We start from the raw sequence: 25,066 nt of genomic DNA on the forward strand, positions 1-25,066 counted from the left end.
TGAAATTTTACAAAAAACTATTTTTTCTGTGTTATTTTGTTTAAAATACCGTTTTTTTGCATAAAAAATTATAATGTAATTTATGCATCTTTTTTTAAAAGAGGACTTCATCTTTTTTAAATAAGCATTCATTTTTGGTAAAATTAATCCATATCTTTGATAGAACAATTTTTTAATCTCTTTACTATTGACGATATGACAAAAAGAAAGGAAAAATATGAAAAAAACACAAATCAATAATTCCAATGTGATTGCAGATGACCAAAGTAAAATTAGTGTTAATGCTCAAATAGAAATTATAGGTCGTAAAGATTTTAAAATCGGTCTTTACAAAATTATAATTTATTCAATTTTTGCTGTTTTTTCAGCATTATTAGCAACCTCACATTACGTTGTTAACTCAAATAGTGTTATCTTTACAACTGTTGAGTTAAATAATATGGAAATTTATTGAATCGTTTGATTAGCCGCAATAGGTGCAGGTTCTATGTCAATATTTGTATTCATTGGTAGATCATTTAGAAATATTTGACCGCAAAAGTACCATTTGAGTGTAATTATTATTGTAACCTCGTTATTTATTTCAATTGTAGTTGCAACATTAACTAACAAACTTTCATCACAACAAACTGTAATAGACAGAGCAACAACTTGAATGATTATTGGGATTGTTAACTCAGTAATTCAATTAGGAGTATTAACATATTTCAGTATTATTTCAAAAAGTGTATTTCCTACAACTTACAATAGAGCATTACTTTCAATACCATGAATGCTAATGTTTCCAGTGTTTGGTATTATTTTAAGAGAATACGCAATTTCTGCACAAATAATCAATTCAACACAAACAATTATGTATTCAATAGTAGTAATTGTTTTAGCTGTTGTTGTAGCTCTATATTTTGCATTTGTTGTTATTTATTCTAATTTATTTAGAAGTAACATCATCAGTAATTTAACAAATAAAGAGCTTGAAGTTATAGATAGAAATAGAGAAATCTTTGTTTTTGCTTTAACAAATATTTTTGCATTAATGATTGTTGTTCCAATAATGTTAATTCAAACAACTAACCAAATTACATCTAATGACAATATTGCCTTCGTAATAGTAGGTGGTTTAATTACCCTATTATTAACTGGTTTATACATTTGATGAAAATACGATAGAAAAACTAAAAAACATAAAAAATCATTCTTAGGAAAAAGTAGTGATTCAACAACTGCATTAGAAAATTTAGTTCTATATGTATTTTTTATGTTCGTAATTGTTTTAATAAACACCCTATTAATCGGGTTTTCAAGTTTTTCAGGACAAAGACAGGTAACTTCAATTTTATTATTGACAATAACAGGAATATCGTTAATAGTGATAACCTTCTACAATACTATTTCACAAGTTAAGTTCCCAAATATTAAAAACTATACTAGTTCAGTTATTGTTTCATTTATGTTTTTCTTAGGAATAGTTATTGCAATTCTGTACTCTACAGTTTCAGATGCAACAATTATTAAAACATTTTTAACCAACTACCTTGTATTGTTCTTGTCAGTGATTATATTAATAGGATTCTTTATTTTATTAATTGTCAATATGTTTATTGCTTGAATTGCAATAACAGGTAAAACACCTAAATTTATGAAAAAGTCTCAAAAAAATAGTAAAGATTTTAAAAAGGGAAATATTACTGAAACAAATGAGTCATTAAATAACACAGTAACTCAAGAGTTATAAGAAAGGAAAATTTATGAGTAAAAAATCACAAAAAAGTGAAGCTATTCAAGAAACAAATACATTTGAAATTAACAATATTAGTTCAACTGATGAATTTGCTAGATTTGACAGAACAGCTGAACAAGTTTTTAAAGATGAACCAAAACTTGAAGGAGATGACGAGTTAGCTCAATTAGAAAAAGAGTCAGTCGTAATTAAAACAAAGTCAAATTCATCATACAAAAGTGTTGAAGACAGAAAAAGTTATGAAGAAATAATTAATCAAACTACTGAAATTCACGCTAGTCAAAAATATGCAGAAGCCGAAATGGAAAGAATCGCAACTGATTCAATGGCTCGTCAAGAAAAATTAAAAGACTTAGAAGAAAAATTAATTGACTATAACAGAAAACCTCTTTCAGGATTAGATTCATATGATAGTTATGCACTAGTTTTAAATAAAGCAGAATGAAACTTTAATGAATTAAAAGAAAGAAATACAGCATTTTCTGTAGTTGATATGGCATTACAGACACACCTATATCTATATGATGGTGAAATAATTTCTATTGAAAAAATAGAGTCTGTAATTAGAGAATTTATTCAATCAGTAGCTTTAAGAATGGCTTCAGGAAATGCAGTTCTATTAAATCCTATTTTAATTATGGATACAGTTAGATTTGATAATACAAGTGTTTTACCAATTATTGTAGCTAACCCAAAATTAATGAGTCCAATGAACATAATTGAATGAACATCAGTTGTTAAAGATAGTTCAAAAGACAAAATGAAAATTATTGATGTATATCTAAAAATGTTAGAAAATGCCCTATCAAATGGTCATGAAGTAGAATTTTTCGAAAACTCATTAATTGTAAGAAATATTGAAGGAATTCACTCATTATTTATGCACACAAGTGCAGCACAATGATTCAGAGGATTAATTTCTCGTGATTATATAAATAATATTTCAAAAGACAAAATTGAACAATAAAATCACAAGAAAGGAATTTAAATGAAGAAAAGTGAATTAAAAGAACGAAAACACTCGCTTGAATTCTTCTACGGACACATCGAAATTTCCAAACTTTCACTTCTACAAAAACTTAATCAAGAAAATTCCAACAAAAGAGCTTTAATGAAAATTAAAAGCACTAATGAAAAACTAATTAAAACAGTAGGTAAAAAATGATTAAATCGCTACATAGATTATTATGTTGCTGATAAAAAATTACCTAAATTCTACATTCTTGTCGAACCTTCTTCAGGTGACAAAATTGCAGAAATTGGAATGAAAAGATTAGAAGAATTTGTTAAAAATGAAATTGTTTCAGACTCATTTGTTGTAACAGTAGGTCAAAGAACATCAGAAATGGTTTCTAAATACAATTTAAGAGTTGTTGAAAACTTTGAAACAAATGATCTAGATAAAGATACTTCTAAATTTTCAGAAAAAATTAGTTCTTTAATCGAAGTAGGAATTAACAATAATGTTTTTGGTTATGTAGAAATCATTGTTGCTGAAATTAACAGTCGTACTAAAGAATTGGTTAGACAAAAATTATTCCCATTTGGTGAAGCCGGAGATTTAGATAAAGCAACTAAAGATCTAAATCAAAAAGTTGATCAAGACGGGATAAACGTTGAACCAGAAATTGAAAATGAATCCCTAGAAATTAAAAAAGCTAGAGAATACATTGAAATTATGGAAGCAATTGATCTAACTAAAAATAAATGATCTCCAGATATTGCTAACTTTTATGCTCTATTTGCTAAATCAATGATGAAAAGTTCAATTTATGAGTTACAAATCATAAGAAGAATCGAATCATTAACTTTAGAATTAGCTTTACTAAATGATAAGCAAAATAAAATTGAAGAACAACTTTCAGATGTTACAAAAGCATTTAATAGAATCAGAAAAGAAGAAACAACACTTCAAGGTTTAATTCTTCATGCTGCTTTCGAAAATCGTAAAAAGAAAAAAGCTGATGATGAGTCAATTTACAATAAATATCGAAGTTTTGCTCGAGATTTAGCTAAAGGGGGTAACTAATGGCTTTAGTAATTAAAACAATAGTTACCGATAAATTAAGACAAATTTATAATCCAAGAACTCATCAAATTGACTCAATAATTCTTTTTACAGTAGGCGGAGCACCTGAAAAAATCACTGAAGATAAAGGGGTTCGATCTAAACAAGATGTAAAGCAATCAGTTTCTATTTATGATGCAGTTGCCTTAATTGTTAAAATTGTTAATCCTGGTGATATCGAAGATGTAGTAGAAGATAGATTAGTAATAGCTGAAAATGTCATGATTGTTAAAAATCATGCAGGAAACTTAGTTGCAATAAATGGATTATTCAAGGTAATTTCAGATGATGATGTCAAAGGCTTTTATAGTGAAGATAAAGAATTACGAACAATGACAACTGAAAAAATTGAAGACTTCCTTGAAATTAATAAAAGTCAATCTGTTGCAAAAATTTTCTCAGAAATTTCAGAATACTTTACAGCCGAAAACTACCAAGTTAATAACAACATTTTCCGCTTAATTAGACATAAAGATAAATCTTTAGAATTAGCTAAAAAAGTTTTACTTAAATCAATTATGGCTTATCAATTAGAAAAAGGACAGGAGTAAAAGTGACTAAGAAACAAAAAAATAAACTTTTAATTTCAGCAGCATTAACTACTTCTGCAGTTGCAATTAGTTTAGGAACTTACGGTTTAATTAACGCAAATAATTCAAATTCTCAAGTAAATAATAGAATTAATTCTCAATTTGCTGTTGAAACAATTTCTACAAATGATGCAGCTAGTGCTTCAAATAGTGAAATATATTTTACGATTGGTGAAGTTCTTGATTTTGCTGTTGAAAATGGTCAATATGACAACATTTACAATAATTTACAACAATACAGTACTCAAAATTCTCCTGCTTTAGTTGAATTAATTAAAATTAGTCAGAATTTAAGATACTACAGATTGTGAAAAGAAATTGAATCAACTGTTAGTGACCAAACACTTTTAAATGAATTGAAAGCTTCTAAATTTCCAGATATTAATTTAGATTCACTAAATGATGTTATAACTTCTCAAGAACATATTCAACAACTTGTTGCAAATTTAAATGGTTATACTGAAAGTGCTAGTGTTAATATAACTGGTATTGGTAATCCAGTAGCAGATGAACCTATTGCTGGTGCTGCTTTAGTTGATTTAAGTAAATCAGTTGATGCAAATAATGGTGTAACACTGAATTTAAATAGTCAATATAACACTTTAGTTAAAGTTGCTGAAATTAATTCAAATGCTGCTTCTGATATCGTATTTAGTTTTACTCATTCAGGACCTCAAATTACCGGAAATAACAGTGGACGTTTAGTAATTAAAGCTGCAAACAATGCACTTTTAGATGCTTCAACAGGAACTGCTGCACAATTTCAAAATGGTTTAAATGTTTTTGGACGTTGAATTGGTAAATCAAAAGAAGATTTAGAAAAAGACCCTAACTTAGCAACAATTAATAATTTCATTTTAACTAACACAGGAAGTACATGAAATCTTTATGTTAGAACAAGAAATGATGAAGAAATTTCTAACTTAAGAATTATTTCAGGAAATGATTCTACTAATATAAAAGCTTTTGGAGTGTTGCAATCACAATTAAGTCCTGAAGCTATTGCTGAAAATAATCAAATTTCAAGTATTAGCTTTTTCTCAACATTTGTAAATTCTCAACAACCAAGTACAACAGATACTTCGTTAAATGAATTAAATATTTATATTGGTGATAAATCAAGTTTTGAACATGATTATTACACTAAAACACCTAATAGTGCAATTGTGCAAAATTCATATTCAATTGGTACAAATGCAGCAGGACAAGCAACTAAGTTTCAACTTACATATGATTCTGATTTAACTACAGGTAATGTTGGTGGTGGAGCCTTAAATATTCAACCTGATTCTATAAATGTTATTGCTTCAGGTGGTAATGAATTATCTGAAGGAGCTATCAAAGTTGATTCAAGTTTATATAATTCATATGTAGGTTATAAAATCGAATTTTCTAGTGATACCTTTGCTTTTAATCCAGCTAAATCTAATGCAGATGGTTCATATGCTTTTGATCCGCAAATTACTTTATCAGCTGAAGATTATGCTAATAAAATTTTCTTTGAAAAACCAAATACAGCAGTTTCTACTAGAACATTTTCAACCAAAGTTATTAATGCAATTGAACAAATTGATAAAAATGCCGAAGCAATTTCACTTCTAGCACAAACTTATTTAAATTGAGCAAACGGTAGAAATGCAAGTGCAACAACATTTACAGACAATCCACTTAGATTAAGTACAGTTTCTTCTACACAAGTTGGAAGTAAATATAGCAATATTGAATTATTTGGAAATCAAACAATCTTTAGCGGAATTGGACCAGATTTATATTCAGCTTTAATAAGTAATAATGTAATGATAAATAACATTGTTAGACAACTTACAAATGAAAACTTACAATTAGATACTGTTTATACTTTAGATGCAAATCAAGGTCAAGCTGATGCTTTAACAATTATTAATGACACTATTTTAGCTTCATTAAATACAAGTCAAAGTCAGCCATTAATTCAAGTTCTTGTTGATGCTTTAAGTGATGAATCACAAAATGAAACTACAAGAAATCAAGTTGCAGAATTGCAATTAGGAAAATTAATCGAACTGGTTTATTCAAATCTATTAAATTCAGCTAGAAATAAATTTAATGATTTATATACAAGTGCATTATTTAACTTTTTATCAACGCAAGCTTTAAGCACAACACAAACATTTAATACAGAATATGTAAATGTAGAAAATAAACAAAATGTTCTAGCTAATGGATTTGGTTCAAATAATACTAACAACCGAGTTGATTTAACATTATTTGCAAAAAATTCAGGTAATAGTTTAGTAACAATGGAAACTCCTTCTGGACGAAATTTAGCTAAAAATTACATTGATTTAATTTACAAAAGTGAATTTGGAGCAACTTTATATGCTTCAGCACAAAATGGTTCAGCAACTGCTTTTTCAGAATTTGCATCTAATAGTGCAATACTATATGATGCTGAACAATTGCAAAATTCAACAAATAGCGTTAAATTAAAATATCTAGATATTTATTCAAATCTATTTAGAATTATCAATAAAGATTGAAATTCAGTTTTAGATACATATTTAGCTTCTGGAGATACTATTAATTTAGTAGCAACAGGTATTGGAAATGATGTTGTAAGTTTTGAATCATGATTTAATGAACTAAATCAAAGATTAGATTCAAATTCAAACGAAGAAAACACCAAAGATACTTTAAATATTTACGGTTCAATAATTCAAACATCAATATTAGATAACTGAATTACCGGTGCTAATATTTACAAATCATTACAAAAAAGAAGAGAAGTTTTAGTTCAAGCAGGTACATTAACAAATTCTGAATTAACATTATTGCAAACTAAAACTAATGAACAACTTTATACATTACAAGTTATAGCTAATTATGCTTTAGCTACTAAAAACATAAGTCCTAATTCATATGTAAATGAATTTAGTAACACTCAAAATCAAGTTGCTTTAGCAGAGGAAATAATTAATAATTTAGATTTAAATACTCAAATTACTTACTCAACAAGCAGCTTGCAATCAGTAGTTGCACTTACAGTTCAACAAGCAAATAGTGCTTTTGTTGGAACATTATACGCTTTAGGAGCAATTACTACAATTGCAGCTGCAGCATTTCTATTGGCAAGATGGAAAGTACTAAGAGCTATGGCTACAAAATCACTAAGTAGAGCCTTAATCGGAGCACTAGTTGTCGGAGGCCTATTATTAGTGGCAGCCGTTATTGCGACAGTAGTTCTATTATAAAAAGAGAGGAATATAAAGATGACAAAATTAAAAATAGAAGCTATTAAAGATAACATTGTTACAGTTTCTGGTAAACATCCATATCAATTTTTAGAAGTTGTTACTTTTGCCAATAAAACTGAAGGTGTTATCTTAAAAGCTGACGTCGAAAAAGCAGAAGTTGGTCTGCTATCATCAAACCAACACAATGATTTAGAAGTGGGTGGAATTGCGATTCCTTCTGGTAAATTATTTCAAGTTAATATCTACAATGATTTACTTGGTTCAATTCTAGATGTAAGTTTAAATCCACTTATTTCAACTAAAGCAAGAGTTGATGAAATCTTAGCTACACAAGAAGTTTTTGAAGAAGCTAAACCTATTTATTCACGTGAAGCAGTTAGATCACCACTTGAAACTGGTGTTACAGTTGTTGATGCGATTTTACCAATTGGTAAAGGACAAAAACAACTTATTCTAGGAGATAAAGGAACTGGTAAAACAGCGATTGCTTTAAATGCAATTTTAGCTCAGTTCAGAAAAGAAACAATCAACATTTTTGTTGGTATTGGTAAAAAACGTGAAGAAATTGTTGAAATTTATTCAGTTTTACGTCAAAGAGAAGTAATTGACCAATCAATTATTCTAACTGCAGCTGCTGATGATTTAGCTGTTGCTAAATACTTAATTCCTTACGTAGGAGCTGCTGTTGCTGAATATTTCCAAGCACAAGGTAAAGATGTTTTAGTTGTATTTGATGATTTAACTAACCATGCTGATGCCTACCGTGAATTAGCACTACTTTCAGGTTCTTCACCTGGTCGTGAAGCTTTTCCTGGAGATATTTTCTATACTCACTCAAGACTTTTAGAAAGAGCAGGTCGTTACAGTGAACAATTTAACGGTGGTTCAATTACAATGCTTCCGATTGCTCAAACATTAGATAGTGATATTAGTGGATATATTCCTACAAACTTAATTTCAATTACTGACGGTCAAATTTTTACTTCAACTGCTTTATTTAATGCAGGTAAAAGACCAGCCATTGACATTGGACTTTCAGTTTCACGTATTGGTTCACAAGCACAAGAACCAATTATGGTTAAAGCATCAAGCGGTCTAAAACGTCAAATTGCTGATTTTGAAAGACAAAAAAGATTAGCTACATTTGGACAAAATTTAGATAAATCTCAAATTGATTTAATGGATACTGCTAGAGTTTTTGAAATGTTAACTGATCAAGGGCAATATGAAGTTATTGACTATCATACAACTGCTATTTTAGTTTTCTTACTTAAAAAAGGATACTTAAGTTTTTACAAAGATAATACTGAAAACTTAGTATTAGTTAAAGATGTCTTAAAAGTATTTTTTGCTAAAGATATTTTAGGTTCAAAACTAAGAAAACTAATCCGTGAAAATGATCTTGAATCTGACATTATTAGTCAATATGTATTCCACATGATTTTACCTCTACTAAAATACCACTTACTATCTGATTCAAAATACTTATCAAAAAACAAAAAATTCATTGAACTATACAAGAATGTAAGAAACGATGGACGAGTATTACTAGCTTACGAAAGACGTGGATTAGAGAAAGGAATTGCATATGAGTACAACTAAGAGACTTGATTATTACAAAAGTTTATACTACAATACTCTAAAAATGGGTGCTGTTAGAAATGGTATTAAAGTACGTAAAGGTACCAAAAAAGATAAACTAATCGAAAACATTTTAGCTTATGATGCAGAAAATCCAAAGCGAACAATTAAATATTGATTAGAAAATCGCGACAAAATGACTGAAGAAGAACGTAAAGCTGATGATGAAGCTTTTGAAGCAGCGCAAAAAAATGCTCCTGTTAAAGAAAAAGTTGAAGCTAAAGTTGCTACTACTTCAACATCAAAACGCGGACGTAAATCAAAAGCTGAAAAAACTGCTGAAATTGAAGCAGCTGGTGAAGTAAAACCTACTATTTCAAAACAAGAAGAAAGTGAATACTTACCTTTATCTGATTCAGATTACAAAAAAGCTACTTTTTATAAAGTTTATGCTCCTGAATCATTAGCATTATTAACAATTGACCAATTAAAAGTACTTGCAAGAATTTACAGTGTTGGAAGTATTGACATTAAAGGTAGAACACAATTAGCTAAAGAAATTGCTGCAAAACAATACAGTCAAGAATTCATTCAAAAAGCTCAAGAAGTTCTTAAACCTAAAAAACGTTTTATTGCTAAAAACAAACTTACACCACTTAAACGTAAAGATTATGTGATGGAAGGTTATGTTGTTGAAGTTAAATCTCAAGTTTACAAAATCGAATTAACTAAAGCTAAAGAAAGTCCTACAATCGGAAGCGTTTTTGAAATTGAAGTAGGTAGTGAAGTTAGAATTTTAGAAATTGCTGAAGTTATTAATGAAAAATTAGTTGCTGGATTTATTCTAGGTAAAGAAAGCGGAATTACAATTGGTTCATTTGCTAAAAGTAAAAACCAACCATATTCATTACCAATTTCTGAATCATTATTAGGAAGAATTATTGACCCAGTTGGTCGAATTTTAGATGATCCTAGTCACAGTATTAAAGGTGAACTTTATGCTCCAGCTGTTCCTGAAGCAACAAAAACTAGAGATAGATATAAAGTTTTACCTAAAACTGCTATTTTAGAAACTGGTATTAAAGTTATCGACGTTTTACTTCCAATTCCTTCTGGAGGTAAAACTGGATTACTTGGTGGTGCTGGTGTAGGTAAAACTGTTGTTATTCAAGAATTAATCAATACATTCATTAAACACCACGACGGAGTTAGTGTCTTTTCAGGTATTGGTGAAAGAATTCGTGAAGGACACGAATTATGAATGGAAGCTAAAGAATTAGGTTTTCTAGATAAAACAACATTTGTTTTCGGACAAATGAACGAAAGTCCTGGATTAAGATTACAATCAGGATTTACTGGAATTAAAGTTGCTGAATACTTTAGATCGAACCACGGTAAAGACGTATTACTATTTATCGACAATATTTTCCGTTACCAACAAGCTGGTTCAGAAGTATCTGCTCTATTAGAAAAAACACCTTCAGCTGTTGGTTACCAACCTTATCTAGTTAGTCAAATCGGAAGATTACAAGAAAGAATTAATTCAAACACTGATGGTGCAATTACTTCTATTCAAGCTATGTATATTCCAGCTGATGACTTTACTGATCCTGCTGCTGTTTCAGCTTTTGCTCACTTTGATTCAACAATTATTTTGAGTAGAAAATTAGCTGCAGAAGGACTTTACCCAGCTATTGATCCATTAGCAAGTAGTTCAAATTTACTTTCAACTCGTTTTACAACAAAAACACATATTGAAGTAGCTAGAGAAACAATTAGAATTTTAGATGAAAACAAACGTTTAGAAGACATCATTAACATCCTTGGATTTGATGCGCTGCCTGAAGAACAAAAAGAAACAGTTCTAAAAGGAAGAAGAATTAAACAATTCTTAACTCAGCCTTTTGTTGTTTCAGAAAAATTCACAGGTACACCTGGAGTTTTCGTTAAACTAAAAGATTCTATTGCAGGAATTAGAGAAATCCAATCAGGAGCTTTAAATCATATTCCTGAAAACTACTTTGCATATGTAGGAACAATTGAAGAAGTAAAAGCAAAATACGCACAATACGAAAAATCAATCAAAAAAGAAGAAACTACTGTTGAAGATATCACTGGTGAAATCGATACAGCTATAGCTTAATCTTTATCTAAATAGAAATGCTGCACACGGCAGCATTTTTTTGTTACGTTAACATCATCTTCAACTTGATCCGAATTAACACAAGCATAGAGCTACAAGATACTATATTCTTGAATAAATAAAATAGAATGCATTAATTGAATTTTTCTCATTTTTATTTACTAAATAACAAATAAATTCATCATTTTCTTTAACTATTGCATAACCATTTTGTTCAAAAACATAATCCTTATCAGAAATTAATTTTTGAACAAAATACTCATTTTTGATATCTTGATATTCAGCTACTTTTTGAATTTCTAAAGGATTCAAATTAGTTTTAACAGACTTAATAGCTTTATCGATATGTAAATCACGGTAATTACCATTACTATCTTTACGTTCATAGTCATAGACCCTATATGTTATGTCACTTGGTTGCTGCACTTCTAGAATCTGAATAAATTTATTTTCTTCATTTCCGATTGCGTGAATATATCCGGCAGGGATATCATAAAATTGGTTATCTTTAATAGACTTAAGATTAAATAATTTTTTGTAATTATTTTGATTAGCAATAGCAATGTCTTTTTCTGAAATTCCAGGTAATAAACCAACGATAATTTTTGCTCCTTCTTCGGCTTTTAATATATATCAGCTTTCAGATTTACCATTAGCCATATTTTCCAATAGCTTAGCTTTTTCATTATCAGGGTGTACTTGAATGCTTAAAGCTTGATTAGCTTCAATTATTTTAATTAATGGTCCTGTTGTAATTTTATTTCCATTTTCATCAATACTTTGATTTTCGACTAGCGGTGAATGAAGTCAGATTTCTCGACCTCATATTTTTTTCAGAATTATCGGTTTAATCTTTTTCATAAAAAATAAAAAAAATAAAAACGGCTACCCGTTTTTATTTACCTTCCTTTGAATGTTTACTAGAGTGACTTTCATTTAGTTTTTTAAGTTCTGCTAAAATTAATTCGTCCACAGTAGGCTTTACCTCAACTGGTTCAGGAGCAGGAGCATTTTGTGCTTTTTTAGCTGCTAAATAGTTAACAACTAAATATCATACTAATAGCATAATAAAAATAAAGAAAGCAACAATTAAGAAACTAACTAATGCTGATAGGAAGTTTCCATATAGAATGTACCCTTCATTAATTCCTGTAAATGCTTTTGCACCATCTAGATTTGGTACTCCAAATGATGTTACAATACCTGTTAAAATAACATCTTTTGCTAATGAGTTAACTAATGTACCGAATGCAGTACCAAGTAATAACCCAACAGCAAGCATAAACATATTTCCTCGTTTTACAATTTTATATGCATCACTCGCTGACTTTTTCAAAATATTTTTTTTCATAAGTTTTATATTATACTAAAATGTTTAGATTTGCTCTAAAATTGATAATAAATTTTTGATATTTTTGCGTTTTTCACTTGATGTGTAAACAACTTCCGGATTAAATTCAAGTAATGATACTTCTTGCTTAATTTTATGTAGCTGACTTTGATTGATTTTATCTACTTTTGTAAAAACTAATGTAAATGCCTTTTTTAAATCATTAAAAGTTTTCATAATTTCAATTTCTTCTTCTTGGATTCCTCTTCGAGAATCTATTAAAAGAAAAATCATATTCAATTGTTCTCTTTCAGAAATATATTCATTAATCATTTTTCACAATTTAATTTGATTAACTTTTGACATTTTTGCATATCCATAGCCAGGTAAATCAACAATTATTTTTTTAGAATCAGATTCAAAAAAATTTACTAATCTTGTTCTTCCGGGTGTATTACTAGTTCGAGCAATTTTCTGGTTTGCTAAGGCATTTAAAAGCGATGATTTACCAACATTTGACCTACCTAAAAAACAAGCTTCAGAACCATTATGTTTAAATCAATTGTCCTTACTGCTTGAACTTTTAATAAATTTTCACACTATGTCTACTTTCTTTTGTAATACTCAACATTAAAATCTAGATTCTCATCAACTCTTACTAATTTAAAATTATTTAAAAAACTTGTATCAAGATAAACATTGCCCTCAAATTTACCTTTAACTCTAGATAAAATAATTTCTTGAGCAAATTTTGCATATCTTTCGTATATGCTTTTTCCGCCACTTATAAAAAGAATTTCACTAGAATTTTCAAATTTTTTAAATAGAGCAAATAATTCTTCTTCGTTATGGATTGTAAAATCAGCGTTTTCTACATCTTCTGGTGATAAAACATAATGCACTCTTTTAGGTAATTTAGCTGGTAAACCCAAAAAAGTAGTACGCCCAAATAATAGAGAATGATTTAGCGTTGTATTTCTAAAATGGTCAAATTCACTTTTAATATTTCATGGCATTTTGTCATTTTGACCAATTAAATTATCTTCTGCTGTTGCTACTATTAATTTAATCATTAAACAGCTACTTTCGCTTTGATTGCAGAATGAGATTCATAATTTTCTAATTCAATATCATCGATTTTAAAGTCAAATAAATTTTTAATTTTTGGATTAAGTTTTAAAGTAGGTAAACTAAGTGGTTTTCGACTTAATTGCTCATTTACTTGTTCGTGATGATTTGAATAAATGTGTGCATCACCAATTGTGTGAATAAATTCACCAACTTTTAAATTAGTTACTTGAGCTACCATACTTAACAATAAAGAATATGAAGCAATATTAAAAGGCACACCTAAAAAAGCGTCACCGCTTCTTTGATAAAGTTGTAATGATAGTTCAGAATTTGCAGAAACATAAAACTGAAAAAAAGCATGACATGGCGGAAGAGCCATTTTATCTACTAAAGGCGGATTTCATGCTGAAACAATTATTCTTCTACTAAAGGGATTATTTTTAATGTCATCTATAGCTTTTTGAATTTGGTCTACTCCACCAAAATCTCGTCACTGTTTACCATAAACTGGTCCAAGATTTCCATGTTTTTCAGCAAATTTTGAATCACTTTTAATTTTTTCGGCAAACTCTTCAAGTGATTCGTTTTTAAAATCCGCTGATTTTTTAAATGCTTCATATGGCCATTCGTTTCAAATTCTTACATTGTTATCTACTAGATATTTAATGTTGGTTGATCCGCTAATAAATCATAATAATTCGTGCACAATTGCTTTTCAAGCCATTTTTTTAGTTGTAAGCAAAGGAAAACCTTGTCTTAAATCATAACGGCTTTGTGTACCAAAAACTCCCTTTGTACCAGTTCCTGTTCTATCTTCTCTAGTGGACCCATTTTTTTCAATGTGCATTAGTAAGTTTAAATATTCTTGCATTATTTCTCCTGTTTTTATAATAAATTAAAATCAAATTGCGCTTATTTTTATCGTGTATTTAATAAGATCAAATAAGTAATTATTTCACTTAAAAATTATATATTAAATATATTGTCTTACTTTAGAGTTTGCTCATTCAATAATCTTAATTTGTAAATGAGTAAAATATACATGAGGTAAATAATGGTAAAAAAATTTGAAAAAATCTTTAATTTAATGGCTACATTTATATTTGAAATCTATTGCTCAAATGCTAAAGTGTATGCTTCGTCAAATAGTAAAAAAAATAACAAAGAAACAGTCGAATTTATCGCCCCTACTGATGGTTATTATTCTGTTGACATCATTGCTCAAAAAAAGAATTTGAAAAGTTATGCGGTCGAGGGTTATTACTCTTATTTTTTAAATTAATATGAAAAAAATAAAAAAGTTAATACTAAGTATCCCTCTACTTGCAGTTGCAACACTTTCAAGCTGTGCATTTGCTTATGAAGAAAATACATCAACCAATTTTGAACATCATGGAATTATTAAGCTTACATATGAAGGAGGTAGTACTTATAATTCTCTAACCAGATTTTCTATTAGAACATTTTCTGATCAATCTAAATATACATGGCTTGATAATTTTGAAGTTTATAATACTTCTGAATTACATTGAGATACTGATGGCAATGACAATTTTTGAAATAATCGGGCGAAAAATTCAAGACAGTTTAATCAAAAAGTACTTTTATTTGATCAAAAATTAGACTATTCAAACTGATTTGATAAACGTAATTTAAAAATTAATAATTCAACAGATATTTCTCTTAAAAATAAAACGGTGAGCAAACAATTGAATGAATTTGATTTTGAAAAATATTCCTTACTTATTCTTCCTACCTTAATTACAATAACTGGTCCAGAATTTACTGAACCTGAAAAAAATATTTCTTTTTATAACTCGATCATGATTAGTGGAGAAAAATTAGTCCTAACAATTAAGGTTCAAGAGCTTTCTTCAACAAAATGGTGAACCAAAAATGTTCATACTGCAATTGTTGATTTTACTAGTTATCGTTTTATCATTGTTTCAAAAGAAGTATCGCAAAAACTTCAAGCAGTAACTAATAATGTTGAAATTATTATTGATAGATAAATAAGAAAGACATTTATACTTTTAAAAATAATCTTTTTTGTAACTAATAACTTTTTCAAAAAATATTTTCCAGATTGATATGTACTTGTGACATATCGATTTTTAAATAATATAATTTAGATATATAAATTTTAGGAGAAATATGAAACTTATTAATTCAAAAAAAGCAAGACAACCGCTTGGCCATTATTCGCAAGCTGTCGAAGCAAATAATACACTGTATATATCTGGTCAATTAGGTTTGACAAACGAAGATAATATTGATGTTTTAAAATTAAGATCTAAAGAAGCTTTAATAGAACAAACTACAAAAGCACTGTGAAACATTGAACAAATATTACTCGAAGCAAAATATACGATTAACAATTTAGTCAAAGTAAATATTTACTTAAGTTTAAATTATAGTCAAGCAGAAAATTTTGGATACATTAATGAAGTATATTCAAAATTTATGAAAGAACATAAACCGGCAAGAGCATTTGTTGTTGTTGCAGCATTACCAAAGGATGCAATTGTTGAAATTGAAGCAATTGCAGTTAAATAATGAAGATAGATAAATCACTAGCAAATGAAAATTTGTGAAATAAGCAAATTAGTCTTTTAGATATTATAAAAGCTAATCGAGAAATGTCAAAATATTTAAAGCCAACACCAACAGTGAAGGCTTATAGTTTTTCAAATCAACTAGGTATAAACTTTTATTTAAAACTAGAAAATACTCAGCCAGTCAATTCATTTAAAGTGCGCGGTGCTTTAAATAAAATTTTGAATTTAAGTGATGCAGAAAAACAAAAAGGTGTAATCGCAGCTAGTGCTGGTAATCATGCACAAGGTGTTGCTTTAGCTGCAACTGAATTTGGGATAAAAAGTTATATAGTAATGCCTGATAATGCCCCACTTACAAAAGTTAATAACACTAGAAAATATGGTGGTGAAGTAATTTTTAGTGGAGATAATACTTTTGATAGTGCACTAGAAAAAGCTATTAGACTAAGTAAAGAAAGAAATTTAGTTATGATACCACCATATGAAGACATTTCAGTAATTGCAGGTCAAGGCACAATTGCTCTAGAAATATTTAATGATTTAGATGATGTTGATACTATTGTTGTTCCTATTGGTGGCGGAGGATTAATAGCTGGTATTGCTTTAACAGCTAAAACATTTAAACCAGAAATTAGAATAATTGGTGTTGAAAGTGAAAATGTACCATCTGTTTACAATGCCATAAAAAATAAAGAATGACAAATTCTTGACCCTTCTTTATATAAACCTACAATAGCAGATGGTATAGCAGTTAAAAGACCAGGTTTAGTTAATTACCAAATGATTTTATCTTTAGTAGATGAAATAGTTTTAGTTAATGAAACTGAAATTCAAGATACTATAACACATATATTAAGTGAAACTAAAACAGTTGTAGAAGGTGCAGGAGCAGTAGCTGCTGCTTCAGTAATATACAAAAAGTTTGATTTTAAACCAGGCGAAAATATTGTTGCTATTGCATCGGGCGGAAATGTTGATAATGATAAATTGATCAACCATATGCTTAATACATTAAACCGCGAGAAATTACATCAGGCATTAAAAATTAATATTACTAAAAGCAATTATGGAAAGATTTTAGAAATATTAATTGCAAATAGCGTTAAGTTTTATACAAACAGCGGTGTTGATTTAAAACATAATATTCAATATGGAATGGTTACTTGTTCATTATTTACAACTAGTCATGGCGCAATTGAAAAAGTCACAAAGGCTTTTGAAAAAGAAAAAATTATCTACTCACCAATTTTTGAAATTAATTAATTGTTCAATAAAAATTAGGATTCAGTTGAATCCTTTTTTTAATACAAAAATCACGAAATGATAAATGTGTGTAATTGAAAATTTCACTAATAATTACTTATTCAAATTTTCATAGTCTAAAATATTTTTGTAATATTTAAATTCAACTTCCCCAGAATCTAAAATATGATTTCTCATTTTTCTTCTAACATCAGCTAGTTTAAAGCCAGATTCCATATTTAATTCGATATCAACTGCTCAAATTTTAATAGTGTAATAATGATCATGATCACTTGGACCAGGACCAATATAAACATTAGATGGCTCTAAAACCAATGAATTAGGTAATATAGATGGAAAATGCAAACCCTTATTAGAGCGGAATGTATCGCCCATAGTAATTTTTAATTTTTTAAAATCAGAATTTTCATTAATGTAATTTGTTTTTATGTTTGAACATAATCAATGTATCAAAGGAAATCCAAGTGTTCTAGTTGAATCATAATCGATCATCATCAAAACATATTCTTTTGCACCTTCTATTTCATCTCATTGCAAATGTGGATTAACTCCTAAATTAGAAACAGAATTGTATTTACCAATTTCTTTTTTGAATATGCCGTTAACTTGGCTATTAGAATATATTTTCATTATCCCATTCTTTTTGGTGTGCTAACACCTATTAATTTTAACGCTTTAGAAAATACAATATTTGTTAATTTAACAAGCGCCAATTTTGAAGCTTCATTTTCACTATTAATGATTTTTTCTTCAGCATAAAAAGAATTAAAAATGTTTTTCAAGTCAATTAAATAAGGGGCAAGTAAATTAACTTTGTAATTAGTTGCAATTGATTTTAATACATGCGGAAATTCAAAAATTTGCATTAATAATTTTTGCTCTTTTTCACTAAGAATATGATTAGCATTATATTGTTCTTCATTACTTTTTTCTAATAAAGAATTAGATCTTGCAAAAGCATATTGGACTCCATATACAGGATTTTCATCACTTTTTGAATTAGCTAAATCAAGATCAAAATCTAATGGACTGTTAATATCTCTTGATACCATAAATCATCTAACTGCATCTACACTAGTTAATTCGATCATATCACGTAAAAAAATTCCTGTACCAGCCCTTTTAGACATTTTATATTCGCTGCCATTTTTTAATAAGCGAACTAATTGAATAATTTCAATAGAGAATTTATCTAAATCTCTACCTAATATTTTCATTGCAATTTGCATTCTTCTTACATAGCCGCCGTGGTCAGCTCCTCAAAAGTCAATCATCTTATCAGATTTTGATGCTTTAATATTGTGATAAGCTATATCCGGTAAAAAGTATGTATGTGAACCATCTGATTTAATTAATACTCTATCTTTATCATCTCCAAATTCTGATGTTTTCAAAAATAATGCTCCATCTTTTGAATAAACATGATTTTCCATTTTTTCAATAGTTTTTTCGATCAATTCTTTTTCAATACTTCTTTCACTAAATCAAGTGTCATGATGAACATTAAAAATCTTAAGGTCAGATTTTATATAGTGTAATGCTATTTTTATGGCTGCATCTTTAAATTTTTTATTTTTGGTTATTGAATTTAAATCTTCATTTTCAAATTCAGTTTTAAATTCATCAAATAAATCTTTAGCAAAAATTTTAATATCTTCACCTCTATAAGAATCTTCAGGCATTTCAAATTTCTTAACACTTAAATTCTTTTCTTTCAACAATTCAATATATCTTACGAAAGTAGAAATAGCTAAAATATCAATTTGATTACCAGCATCATTAATATAATATTCAGATTCAACATCATAACCTTGGTATTTCAAAATCTTACTTAAACTATCTGCATATGCAGCCCCTCTTGCATGTCCAAAATGTAAAAAACCTGTTGGATTAACGCTCACAAATTCATTATTAATTTTTATATTATTAATTTTAGCTTTACCAAAATTATCGGAATTAGCAAGAGTTTTATTTAATGAAGAAATTAAAAAATCATTACTTAATTTAATATTTATAAATGCAGGTTTACTTATTAAGACACGATCTATTATTGAGCTTTTATCTAATTCAATTTTTAAAATTTGAGCTAATTCATGAGGATTTAATTTGAAAGATTTTGTTAAAATCATTGCTAAGTTAGTTGCAAGATGATAGTAAACTTTTTCATCGTTTAAATTATCTGGTAACTTACTTTCGCTTAATTGATAATTCAAATTATCAGGTAAATCGATGTTGTATTTTTTTGAAAGATTTTCAATAATTAAATTTAGTTCCTTTTTGATCATTGATTTTATTTCCATAATTCCGCCTTTATAGTTATTTAGTTGTATATTTTAAAGTCAAATATTGATTATTTTACATATCGTTATTCATACTAAAGTTTCACTAAAAATTTGTGAAATTTATTATCATATAAATAATAATTAAATTATATATATAATTATAGGCATGTCAGAAAACGTTTCAAATTACACATTAGAAATTTCTAATTTAAAATACAAACATTCCAAAAAGGATAAATTTGAAATTGACATTAAAACATTAAATCTTAAAAAAGGTAAATTTTATGGTTTTATTGGACCAAATGGCGCAGGAAAGACTACATTAATTAGATGTATTATTGGTGCGTATCCATCTTTTCAAGGTTTAATAAAAATTAATTCAATTTCAAATAAAATACCAACATCAAGATACAACCTAGGTTATGTTCCGGAAGCTGAAATATTTGCTGAAAAACAAACTGTCTATCAATTCTTATATTATTCAGCTTTGATGAGCGGAATTAAAACTAATGAAGCAAAATTAAAAATCGAAAAGAACCTTGTCGAATTTAAAATGGATCAATACAAAAATAGAAAAGCTAAATCATTATCAAGTGGTCAAAAGAAAAGATTACTATTAATTCAAGCTCTAATAAATGAACCAGATATTTTAGTCCTTGACGAACCAGCGGCAAATTTAGATCCAAGTAGTAGATACGAATTTTTCACATATTTAAAGCAAATTCAAAAACAAGGGAAAACTGTATTTATTTCTTCACACATATTATCTGAATTAGAACAATATATTGATGAATACATTTTATTCAAAGAAGGGAAAATTGTTTCTACCGGTGTTTTGGATGGAAAAAGCCAAAAAGAAGGCAATAGTTATACAATATTAATTAATAATGATCACATCGAAAATATGCAACAATTATTAACAAAATTAGGTATTGCTTTTGAAAATGTAGATAATGAATTTAAAATTGAAACATTAGATTCATCAGCTGTTTTAAGTTTGCAATCAGAAATAATTTCACATAAGATTGAAATGTTAGAATTTAAGAAAAAAGAAAGAAAATTGCAAGATGTTTACAACATTGCAATGGAGGTTGAATAAAATGGAATATAATAAATTAATTGATCATACATATTTAAAACCAGAAGCTAGACAAAAAGATATTGATAAATTGATTGAAGAAGCAATTGAGTGAAAGTTTAAAACAATTTGTGTTAATTCATCCTGAGTAGCTTATGCAGCTTCTAAACTAAAAAATTCAGAAGTTGGAATTACTTCTGTAATCGGTTTTCCGCTTGGTGCGATGATCACACAAGCTAAAGCTCAAGAAGCTAAATTAGCTATTGATCATGGAGCAAGTGAAATTGACATGGTTATTAATATTGGAAAATTAAAAGATAAAGAATTTGAATATGTTTTAAATGATATTAAGTCAGTTAAAAAAGCAATTGGAAACCATGTTTTGAAAGTGATTATTGAAACAGCTTTATTAACTCAACATGAAATTATTGAAGCAACTGAAATAGTATTAAAATCAGGTGCAGAATTTGTTAAAACAAGTACAGGTTTTAGTTTTAGAGGTGCTACACTTGATGATGTTAAAACTATGAAAAAAGTTGTAGGTAATAAAATTCAAATTAAAGCAGCTGGTGGTGTTAAAACACATGAAGATTTAGTGCAAATGGTTGAAGCAGGTGCATCAAGAATCGGAACATCAAGCGGTGTTAAATTAATGAAAAAAGAAGAAACTAATAAAAACGACTATTAATCAAACAATTTTTTTAACCGACTAACTTCATCTGGAGTTAGTTTTTTATATTCACCAATTTTTAAAGAACCAATTTCTAAAAAAGAATATTTAACTCTTTCTAATTCAATAACTTTTTTATTGAATTCAGCAAACATTCTTTTAACATGATGATATCAACCTTGACTTATTATCACCTTATATTTTCGATCGCTAATTTTTTCAACTTTTTGCTTAGATATTTTTTGGTTAATTTTAAAATGATTTGAATTTATTAATTCCATTTCTTGCTCATTTAAATTAGTATCTAAAGTAGCAATATAAACTCTTTCAATTTCAAATTTGGGATGAGTTAATTTATAAGTTAAATCACCATCGTTAGTTAATATTAAAAGACCTGTAGTGTCATAATCTAATCTTCCTACAGGATAAATTCGGCTTTTTGTATTTATCAAATCAACAACAATAGGACGATTAAAATTATCGCTAGTTGTTGTCACATATTTTTTTGGTTTATTTAGAATATAGTATTCTTTTGTATTTTTAAAAATAACAAGTCTATTTTTAAAATAAACTTTATCATTTGGATTGATTTTTTGACCAATTGCTGCAATTTCGTCATTGATTTTAACCAAACCCTGTTTAATATAAATTTCAGACTTTCTCAATGATGCAATTTCGGCTTTAGCTAGAAATTTTTGAATCCTCATTTTGATTAAATTGCAATTTTTAATAAAGCGGGAAACGCTAATTCTGCAGCTTGCTTAATATTAGCGTTAATTTGTTCGTTAGAAACTTTTTTATTCAAATCTATAACGTCACTTACAGCTTTTACAGAAGTAAAAGCAGTTTTATTTGCTAAAGCAACTTGTGCTATTGCAGCAGTTTCCATGTCAAAAAGAGTTGTTGTTAAAATTTGAGAAATGTACATTGCTCTTTCAAATTCAGAAACAAATGAATTTAAAGAAGCAATTCTTGCTTTAGGTAATGATCTTCTAAAATTATGAAAAAGTGGATAGTTGCGACTTTCACCTGGAATTTGCCCTAAAGGATATCAAGGAGTTTCAACATCTCCGTATGATGCTTCACTTATTATAAAAATTTTTCCCAAATCTTCTTTTCTAATTGAACCAACTGCTCCATAGTTATAAATAATTTTCGGATTATATCTTGAGATCATATCTTGCGCAGTCATCGCGGCATTAGTAAGACCTATTTTAGACCAAACTAAAATTAAAGTAACGTCACCTTTTTCTAAGAAATAATATTTTCTAATTTTGCTATCTTCTACTTTAACTTTAGCAAAACCACTTTGACTAATTATTTCAATTTCCATTCTGTCAGCAACAATTATATGTAATGTTTTTTTAGCCATTTATCAGCCTTTCATAATGAGCAATAATTTTTTCTGATGCCACATTTTTTTCTTTTAGAAAATTCAAGTTTATTTTTAGCAATGATTTAAAACCATTTTCTAAATCTGATTTAACAAGATTTCGAAGTTTTTGAATACCATTAAATTTTCTTCCTTCTGATATTTTATCTGCAATAAAGACAATTTTATCTTCGATAGACAAAGGTGTATTTTCTAAAGTAGTATGATTTAAAATTGCTTTATAAATTTTTTCATTTTCACCTTTATAAATATATTTATATCAAAGAGCACCGGATATTTGATGATATTTGTGAGTTTCTAAATTTTCAAATTTAATATCATAATATTTGTTAATCAATTCACGATGTACATCATTTTCTCATTCTTTTGCAACATCATGAAGCAGTCCTGCATAATAAGAAGTATTTCACTCTAAACCATTATCCTTTGCCAATTGTCCGGCAAATTCAGCTGTTGCAAAAGAATGTTTTGAGCGCTTTACAGACAAACACTTCCTCAGATATTCTTCTAAGTACAAATAATTTTTTGCAAAATATTTTTGCACGTTATTTGGAACTAAATCATAAATACCATGTTTAACATCAGTTGAAGAAAATTCTACTACTTCATTATTCAATAACCTTGCATTATATTTTTTTAAATTTACTTTTGAAATTCGACTACTCCTTCTAGCAACTAGCAGTGTAACTTGTTCTGAAATCCATTGAATTTCTTCTCATTTATGTAATCTTGTTAATAAATCGCTACCGATTAAAAAATAAATATCAGCATTTGGGTATATAGATTTAAAATATTTAATACTATCTTTTGTGTAACTGATTGTCCTACGATTAGTTTCAAATTCTGAAATTTCATCATTTTTGTCAATTGCCATTTTTAGCATTTTAAGACGATGTTCCGAAGTGGTTATTTTTTTACCTTTTTTGAAAGGATTTGTACCTGTTGGCAACCAAATAAAACGATCAGGTTTAATTTCTGATTTAGCATATTCTGCCATTTTTAAATGGCCAAAATGAATTGGGTCGAAGGTACCACCAAATATAATCACTTTCTCTTTTACGGACATTCTTTAAATTTTATATTATAAATAGTTCATATTACCAAAAATATGCTAATTGCGCAATTATTTTTTTATTTTTAATGTTAATGAAAAATTTTGTAACTATAAAATTCACAATTATATGATTGGCAATTATTAATGTGATTATATAATAGTTGTTATAATTTTCTAATATGGCAAGAAAATCAAAAAAAATTTCAAGACAAGAGCGTTTAGCGCAAGTTGAAAAAAAATTACAATTACTTGATGAAAATGAGTTTATTTTAAAGTTTGAATGACTTAAATCACCAGATTCTGAAGCAAGTTTAAAACGTCCTGAAAAAGCAAGAATTTCAAATTGAGATACTAAATCTGATTTTTACAATTCTTATAATAACGGTGATGATTCAGCAAAGTTACAATTATTTAGAATGATGCAAAGACTTTTTTCAGTAAATAAACAAGAAGGGAATATTTTTAAAAAAACATTTTCGAAAAAAAGTTATCTTTTTTACCTTTGAATATCAACAGTTTCTTTATTAACTATGATGTTTTTTATAATTGCTTATTTATTCACAGGTAATAGAGTTCAAGAAACAAATAACACAACAATATACTTAGTAATAGCTTTAGGACTTTTGTTTTTTGTATTGATAAGTCTTTACTTTTTATTTAAAGTTAATAAAATAATGGCATATAAAAATAAATGGATAAAAGAGTATTTTGGTAATTTCTGGTCGCAAAAAAATGTTAAATTTTCTTTTTCTAAAGAAGCGCAAATTTTGAAATTTTTAGATAATAAAATTGAAAATTTGCCAGCTGAGATTCCAGATTTTTTTACAGACCAAGATTTTTTAAATTTTAAAGTTTTATTTTTTAGAGAATTTTATTTTCATGAACCAATAAATCCAAGATGAAAATACAAAGTTAAATACAAATTATTTTCATTAAACTTTTCAATTGTTCATTTTGTATTTTTTCTAGGACTAATTACATCAGTAGCAATGTTAGTTCTTACATTAATTTAAT

Annotated in this window: 24 protein-coding genes; 14 read left to right on the forward strand and 10 right to left on the reverse strand. The window is 27.8% G+C overall.

From position 1 onward, the window contains the following. Positions 1-217 precede the first annotated feature (217 nt). Genes CG473_RS01450 through CG473_RS01480 form a run of 7 tightly spaced genes read left to right on the forward strand, consistent with a single transcriptional unit; the run spans position 218 to position 11,353 of the window. Positions 218-1,732, forward strand: coding sequence for a hypothetical protein (locus CG473_RS01450; protein WP_094254532.1), 1,515 nt, complete (start codon positions 218-220; stop codon positions 1,730-1,732). A gap of 13 nt (positions 1,733-1,745) precedes the next feature. Then, the gene (locus CG473_RS01455) at positions 1,746-2,705 is read left to right on the forward strand and encodes a hypothetical protein (protein ID WP_094254533.1); all 960 of its coding nucleotides are present in this window, start codon (positions 1,746-1,748) and stop codon (positions 2,703-2,705) included. A 21-nt stretch (positions 2,706-2,726) separates the two neighbouring features. After that, positions 2,727-3,767: an MMOB1630 family gliding motility ATPase complex subunit gene (locus tag CG473_RS01460; RefSeq protein WP_094254534.1), complete on the forward strand. Its 1,041-nt coding sequence runs from the start codon at positions 2,727-2,729 to the stop codon at positions 3,765-3,767. Then, complete coding sequence (locus CG473_RS01465) at positions 3,767-4,357, forward strand: MMOB1640 family gliding machinery internal complex protein (protein ID WP_094254535.1); 591 nt, start codon at positions 3,767-3,769, stop codon at positions 4,355-4,357. Before CG473_RS01460 ends, CG473_RS01465 begins: the two co-directional genes overlap by 1 nt. A 2-nt stretch (positions 4,358-4,359) precedes the next feature. After that, positions 4,360-7,626, forward strand: a complete 3,267-nt coding sequence (locus tag CG473_RS01470) for a hypothetical protein (RefSeq protein WP_094254536.1) — start codon at positions 4,360-4,362, stop codon at positions 7,624-7,626. An 18-nt stretch (positions 7,627-7,644) separates the two neighbouring features. Further along, entirely contained in the window at positions 7,645-9,231 is a 1,587-nt protein-coding gene (locus tag CG473_RS01475) for an MMOB1660 family gliding motility ATPase complex subunit (protein WP_094254537.1), read from the forward strand. Beyond that, complete coding sequence (locus CG473_RS01480; RefSeq protein ID WP_243720092.1) at positions 9,218-11,353, forward strand: MMOB1670 family gliding motility ATPase complex subunit; 2,136 nt, start codon at positions 9,218-9,220, stop codon at positions 11,351-11,353. Before CG473_RS01475 ends, CG473_RS01480 begins: the two co-directional genes overlap by 14 nt. 102 nt (positions 11,354-11,455) lie before the next feature. Here CG473_RS01480 and CG473_RS01485 read toward each other — a convergent pair whose 3' ends face one another. Genes CG473_RS01485 through CG473_RS01505 form a run of 5 tightly spaced genes read right to left on the reverse strand, consistent with a single transcriptional unit; the run spans position 11,456 to position 14,625 of the window. Then, on the reverse strand, positions 11,456-12,214 hold the full coding sequence (locus tag CG473_RS01485; RefSeq protein WP_094254538.1) for a type I phosphomannose isomerase catalytic subunit: 759 nt from the start codon (positions 12,212-12,214) through the stop codon (positions 11,456-11,458). Between the two features lie 34 nt (positions 12,215-12,248). Continuing rightward, positions 12,249-12,704: a large conductance mechanosensitive channel protein MscL gene (locus tag CG473_RS01490; protein ID WP_243720093.1), complete on the reverse strand. Its 456-nt coding sequence runs from the start codon at positions 12,702-12,704 to the stop codon at positions 12,249-12,251. Between the two features lie 24 nt (positions 12,705-12,728). Then, positions 12,729-13,283: a ribosome biogenesis GTP-binding protein YihA/YsxC gene (yihA, locus tag CG473_RS01495; protein WP_094254539.1), complete on the reverse strand. Its 555-nt coding sequence runs from the start codon at positions 13,281-13,283 to the stop codon at positions 12,729-12,731. A gap of 5 nt (positions 13,284-13,288) precedes the next feature. Then, on the reverse strand, positions 13,289-13,756 hold the full coding sequence (locus tag CG473_RS01500; RefSeq protein WP_094254540.1) for a dihydrofolate reductase: 468 nt from the start codon (positions 13,754-13,756) through the stop codon (positions 13,289-13,291). Then, positions 13,756-14,625 carry a thymidylate synthase gene (locus tag CG473_RS01505; RefSeq protein ID WP_094254541.1) on the reverse strand — a complete coding sequence of 290 codons (870 nt, stop codon included), beginning with the start codon at positions 14,623-14,625 and terminating at the stop codon, positions 13,756-13,758. Before CG473_RS01505 ends, CG473_RS01500 begins: the two co-directional genes overlap by 1 nt. Before the next feature lie 183 nt (positions 14,626-14,808). Here CG473_RS01505 and CG473_RS01510 point away from each other — a divergent pair, with 183 nt between their 5' ends. The 4 genes from CG473_RS01510 (at position 14,809) to CG473_RS01525 (ending at position 17,575) form a co-directional block, all read left to right on the forward strand. After that, a complete protein-coding gene (locus CG473_RS01510) occupies positions 14,809-15,036 on the forward strand; it encodes a hypothetical protein (RefSeq protein WP_094254542.1) in 228 nt (75 codons plus the stop codon). Position 15,037: 1 nt separating this feature from the next. After that, positions 15,038-15,766 (forward strand): hypothetical protein, encoded by a 729-nt coding sequence (locus tag CG473_RS01515; RefSeq protein WP_094254543.1) that lies wholly within the window; start codon positions 15,038-15,040, stop codon positions 15,764-15,766. 142 nt (positions 15,767-15,908) lie between these two features. Continuing rightward, positions 15,909-16,310, forward strand: a complete 402-nt coding sequence (locus tag CG473_RS01520) for a RidA family protein (protein ID WP_094254544.1) — start codon at positions 15,909-15,911, stop codon at positions 16,308-16,310. Beyond that, a complete protein-coding gene (locus tag CG473_RS01525) occupies positions 16,310-17,575 on the forward strand; it encodes a threonine ammonia-lyase (protein ID WP_094254545.1) in 1,266 nt (421 codons plus the stop codon). The genes CG473_RS01520 and CG473_RS01525 overlap by 1 nt, the downstream gene beginning before the upstream one ends. A 93-nt stretch (positions 17,576-17,668) precedes the next feature. Here the strand turns inward: CG473_RS01525 and CG473_RS01530 are convergent, their stop codons facing one another. Beyond that, positions 17,669-18,205, reverse strand: a complete 537-nt coding sequence (locus CG473_RS01530) for a YbhB/YbcL family Raf kinase inhibitor-like protein (RefSeq protein WP_094254546.1) — start codon at positions 18,203-18,205, stop codon at positions 17,669-17,671. Next, on the reverse strand, positions 18,205-19,875 hold the full coding sequence (argS, locus tag CG473_RS01535) for an arginine--tRNA ligase (protein ID WP_094254547.1): 1,671 nt from the start codon (positions 19,873-19,875) through the stop codon (positions 18,205-18,207). The genes CG473_RS01530 and argS overlap by 1 nt, the downstream gene beginning before the upstream one ends. 148 nt (positions 19,876-20,023) lie before the next feature. On the opposite strand from argS, the gene CG473_RS01540 reads away from it, so the two are divergent. Both CG473_RS01540 and deoC read left to right on the forward strand, forming a co-directional pair. Further along, on the forward strand, positions 20,024-20,956 hold the full coding sequence (locus CG473_RS01540; RefSeq protein WP_094254548.1) for an ABC transporter ATP-binding protein: 933 nt from the start codon (positions 20,024-20,026) through the stop codon (positions 20,954-20,956). Between the two features lies 1 nt (position 20,957). Then, positions 20,958-21,623 (forward strand): deoxyribose-phosphate aldolase, encoded by a 666-nt coding sequence (deoC, locus tag CG473_RS01545; protein WP_094254549.1) that lies wholly within the window; start codon positions 20,958-20,960, stop codon positions 21,621-21,623. On the opposite strand, the gene CG473_RS01550 is transcribed toward deoC, so the two are convergent. The 3 genes from CG473_RS01550 to CG473_RS01560 are packed head-to-tail and all read right to left on the reverse strand — an operon-like array spanning position 21,620 to position 24,064. After that, positions 21,620-22,312 carry a pseudouridine synthase gene (locus CG473_RS01550; RefSeq protein WP_094254550.1) on the reverse strand — a complete coding sequence of 231 codons (693 nt, stop codon included), beginning with the start codon at positions 22,310-22,312 and terminating at the stop codon, positions 21,620-21,622. The genes deoC and CG473_RS01550 overlap by 4 nt on opposite strands. 5 nt (positions 22,313-22,317) lie before the next feature. Next, on the reverse strand, positions 22,318-22,977 hold the full coding sequence (locus CG473_RS01555) for a phosphorylase family protein (RefSeq protein WP_094254551.1): 660 nt from the start codon (positions 22,975-22,977) through the stop codon (positions 22,318-22,320). Next, on the reverse strand, positions 22,970-24,064 hold the full coding sequence (locus CG473_RS01560) for a nicotinate-nucleotide adenylyltransferase (RefSeq protein ID WP_094254552.1): 1,095 nt from the start codon (positions 24,062-24,064) through the stop codon (positions 22,970-22,972). The genes CG473_RS01555 and CG473_RS01560 overlap by 8 nt, the downstream gene beginning before the upstream one ends. Before the next feature lie 167 nt (positions 24,065-24,231). Here CG473_RS01560 and CG473_RS01565 point away from each other — a divergent pair, with 167 nt between their 5' ends. Next, on the forward strand, positions 24,232-25,065 hold the full coding sequence (locus tag CG473_RS01565) for a hypothetical protein (RefSeq protein ID WP_094254553.1): 834 nt from the start codon (positions 24,232-24,234) through the stop codon (positions 25,063-25,065). The last annotated feature ends 1 nt before the right edge of the window (position 25,066 follow it).

The sequence above is a fragment of the Mycoplasma testudineum genome, from assembly GCF_002245785.1.
Lineage (GTDB): Bacteria > Bacillota_I > Bacilli_A > Mycoplasmatales > Metamycoplasmataceae > Mycoplasmopsis_B > Mycoplasmopsis_B testudinea.